We start from the raw sequence: 3,842 nt of genomic DNA on the forward strand, positions 1-3,842 counted from the left end.
ATGTGCCGCGATCTCTGTGTGCGTTCCAACGCGGTGATCGTGTCGGTCAACTACCGCCACGCACCCGAGGCCCGCTTCCCTGCTGCCGCTGACGATGGTCTGGCTGCCGTGCAATGGGTTGCTGCGAACGCCGACGAGTTGGGTGTCCGTGCTGACCTGCTGGCCGTGGCCGGGTGGAGCGCCGGCGCGAACGTTGCTGCGGTGACGTCTCAGCAGGCAAAGTTGGCAGGCGGCCCCGCGATCATCGGGCAGGTCTTGCTCAACCCTGCTACGGACTGTGACTTCTCACGGCCGTCATACACCGAAAATGCCGATGGCTATGTGCTGACCACCGCGTTGATGCACTGGTTCTGGGACCATTACTGCGACGTCGATCAGCGGTCTGATCCGAAGGCATCACCGCTGCGTGCACCAGATCTGTCGGGCCTGCCGCGGGCGATGATCGTCACCTGTGAGTTTGACCCGCTGCGCGACGAAGGCGATGCCTATGCGCGGGCACTCGCCGCCGCTGGCGTGCCCGTCGAACACCTCCAGGCGCAGGGCCAGACGCACACATCGACCGGTGCAGTCGACGTGCTGATCACCCCGACTGCAACACGTGAGGCGATGGGCAACGCGCTTCGTGGCATGTTCGGAGCAAACGTTCACGCCTGACCGATCCTCGACGCCGCGTCGACCAACGCAGAGATCAAGCTCCGTCTGGCAGGTCTGGCACGTCCAGTGAGCAACCGGGTCGCCAGTCCGGCGGAGCCAACTCAAAATGGGTGAAGTCGAAGCCGGGCGCGACGGTGCAACCGACCAGTGTCCAATCGCCCAACGTTTCAGCCGACTGCCAACAGCCGAGTGGAACGATCACCTGCGGACGCTCACCTGACGCCAGGTCAGTGCCGAGCAGATGATCGTCCTCAGCGACGCCATCTACCGACAGGCAGAGTCGGATTGGATCGCCGGCGTAGTGATGCCACACCTCGGCGGCGTGGTGGACCCGATGCCAATGCGAACGTTCACCGCGAGCAAGGAGAAAGTAGATCGCTGTCGAAGGCACTGTGCCATCGGCACCCACATCGCGGAAGGTCTGACGGAACCAACCGCCCTCGGGGTGTGGTTCCAGCTCGAAATGATCGATGATCTCGCGGGCCCGGCCCGGAAGGTCAGTGATTCGGACTTCTCTGTGGTGTTCCATGCTGTTCTCCTCGGCTCTCTCCCCCGAACACCGCGTCTCGTCGCCGGAGTGGACTGACGTGTCACCCCGAACGATTCACAGACCTGCCGCGTCGAGTTCGGCAACGTACTGCTCGAGCTTCGCGAGAGCTGGCTCGGCGTCGTCGAGTGCCCCCATCATCACGGCTGTCAGTTCGTCACTCGGCGGCTCAGCTGTACTGAAGCCATCGAGTCGGCTACCAGCAAGCCACGCCTGCAGGTCAGCGTCGGCATTCCACTGCGCTCCATTGAGCGAGTTACCGAGGGCCGTGCGAATCCAGTCGGTCGCACTGTCCGGGTGGGGCACGACACCGCACAGATTGTTCTTCGCCACCTCAGTGCCATAGGCAACCTCGCAGTGCGCGATGAACGCTGCGCTGAACACCTGCTGGCAGTGACGAACGGTCTGCAGCGTGATGCGGTTGCCGTCGAAGACCGGCACGGCCGGGCGACGCTCGAGACCGTCTGCAGTGCAGTCGATATGCGCCGTGCTGGTGGTGGTCGGCACGGTGCCACCGTCGAGCACCATCTCTGTCGCGTCAATGCGTTGCACCCGCCCGAGCCGTGTGACGTTCGCAATCCGTCGGAGCTGCTCGAGTTCGGCTTGCGTCATGGTTGAGCAGCGATACATCGTCGGCGTGATGTCGGTGGTCAGACGATGGAGGATCCCGTCGCTCTCAAGTCGCCGGAACAGATCAGCGATCGAGTCCGACTCGGCAATATGGCGAAATTGAGCGATGAAGCGTTCGGCGGTACGTTCGAAGAACTGGCCGGGCTGGATTCCCGCCCGATCGATGTACCACGAGTCGCGCGGCATGACCCACCGGATGTCATCGGGATCGACGCCGTTCTTGAGCAGCCAGAGGCAGGCATCTGCGCCGGTCTTGCCGGCACCAATCACGACGTACCCGTCAGCCGGCCGAGCGATGTTCGGCAGGTCGTTCAGTGGAGCGCAGTGCACACCATCGGCCACCGCGTAGGAGGGCGGCCGCTGCGACGGAACGCTGACCTTCATGTAGCTGGCATCGACGAGCGTGGCGGCATCTATGGTCGTGCGCTCACCGGTGGTGAGCGAGACGATGTCATCGCTCGCAGGGTCGTATTCGCTCATCGGTACGTACCTCACCCGCCCAGAGGGGAGGAAGTCACGGTGCATCAGGTGGTCGTAGTACGTGAGCACCTCGGCCCCTGAGGCAAGTTCGTACATCCCTGCGTTCCAGCCAACGACGTCGATGCGATCGTCGCCGAGCGGACGTGAGTTGACGCCATAGAACGCTGACGGCTGATGGAGGCGAACGAACGGGTAGGCGTCATTCCAGTGCCCGCCGGGCCGGGCGTGTTTGTCGACGATCGTGACGGTGGCTTCTTCGGTCTCGTTGAGGATTGTGTCGGCGAACGCCATTCCCATCGCACCAGCGCCGACGATCAAGTAGTCCGTGTCCATGTGCCAGTGTCGCGTGCCGATGTCGAGGGATCAACCGACGATCTGCCTGAACTCGTCGTCTCGTCGGCCACGACAAGGGAAGCAAACCGGTGCCGATCTACCCTTCCCACATGGCTGACCCCAATGCGTTTCCTGACTTCGTCTGGTCGATCGGCGAAGAAGGATCTGACCCAATCGTGATGCGCCAGGGTGAGCGGTATCGACAGGACCAGTTCGCCGAGTCGGGACATGACGAGCACATGGAGGACGATCTCGTCGCGATCGCAGATCTCGGCGTACAGGTCGTGCGGTACGGGACGCCGTGGCGGCTCGCCGAACCCGAGCCCGGTGTCTACGACTGGTCGCTCTGGGATCGGGCGTTCGCGGCATGTGCGGCCGCTGGCCTTGAACCGATCGTCGAGTTCCTCCATTTTGGACTGCCCGATCACCATCCGGGCTTCGTCGACCGCGCGTGGATCGACAGTTTCGTGCGATACGTCACAGCATTTCTCGATCGATACCCCGCGCCACGCTGGTTCACGCCGATCAACGAGCCTGGCATCACCGCGCGCCTGTCAGCTCGGTTCGGCATTTGGAACGACATGGCTGCAACGTCTGAGGCGCACGCCCAGGCGCTTGCCAACATCGTGCAGGCCAACCTCGAGGCAATGGCCCTCATCCGCACCGATCGCAACGGGTGGTGGGTTGGTTCAGAGGGCTTCGACATCCCGGTCGCCATGAACGACTCTCCGGAGGCAGCGGCGGATGTCGACCGCATTCGCACGCTCGGTTGGCTCGTCTGGGACCTTCACTTCGGTCACGAACCAGCCGTCGCCGGCTACTTCGATGGCCTCGACACGGCTCAACTTGCGCGCATCCGATCGCTGGCTCAACACGACCGCCTCGTCGCCGGGCTCGACATCTACCCGATCTCAGTCATGCCGGTCGGAGGTGACCGGCCGGCATGGACGCCGCGTGAACTGATCAGCCTCGCCATGGCCGAGATCGAGCGGTGGCACGACCGCTACGAGCAGCCCTTCTGGATCGCGGAGACGTCAAACCTCACACTGCCACTCGACCAGCAGGTCCCCTGGCTCAACGAGTTCTCCGCGGGGCTCGCTCGGCTGCGCGTTGACGGACGGCCCGCACGCGGGCTCTGCTGGTACAGCCGCGGTGACCAGTTCGATTGGCAAACGGCATTAACTGAACCAACAGGCGC

General features: G+C 63.6%; 4 protein-coding genes. 2 read left to right on the forward strand and 2 right to left on the reverse strand.

Annotated elements, in window-relative coordinates; translation table 11 throughout:
* Positions 1-654, forward strand: a 654-nt coding sequence (locus ACH2DW_RS15150; RefSeq protein ID WP_394930582.1) for an alpha/beta hydrolase, incomplete at its 5' end; no start/stop codon positions are given.
* A gap of 34 nt (positions 655-688) precedes the next feature.
* Here ACH2DW_RS15150 and ACH2DW_RS15155 read toward each other — a convergent pair.
* Positions 689-1,183, reverse strand: coding sequence for a cupin domain-containing protein (locus ACH2DW_RS15155; protein WP_394930583.1), 495 nt, complete (start codon positions 1,181-1,183; stop codon positions 689-691).
* A gap of 75 nt (positions 1,184-1,258) precedes the next feature.
* A complete protein-coding gene (locus ACH2DW_RS15160) occupies positions 1,259-2,644 on the reverse strand; it encodes an NAD(P)-binding protein (protein WP_394930584.1) in 1,386 nt (461 codons plus the stop codon).
* 110 nt (positions 2,645-2,754) lie between these two features.
* Here ACH2DW_RS15160 and ACH2DW_RS15165 point away from each other — a divergent pair.
* A partial coding sequence (locus ACH2DW_RS15165; RefSeq protein ID WP_394930585.1) for a family 1 glycosylhydrolase occupies positions 2,755-3,842 on the forward strand: 1,088 nt, incomplete at its 3' end.

The sequence above is a fragment of the uncultured Ilumatobacter sp. genome, assembly GCF_963980585.1.
Lineage (GTDB): Bacteria > Actinomycetota > Acidimicrobiia > Acidimicrobiales > Ilumatobacteraceae > Ilumatobacter_A.

What these genes read in the sequence shown, in the direction of transcription:
- ACH2DW_RS15155 (WP_394930583.1), bottom strand. Translation starts at nt 1,183, where the DNA reads ATGGAACACCACAGAGAAGTCCGAATCACTGACCTTCCGGGCCGGGCC.
- ACH2DW_RS15160 (WP_394930584.1), bottom strand. Translation starts at nt 2,644, where the DNA reads ATGGACACGGACTACTTGATCGTCGGCGCTGGTGCGATGGGAATGGCG.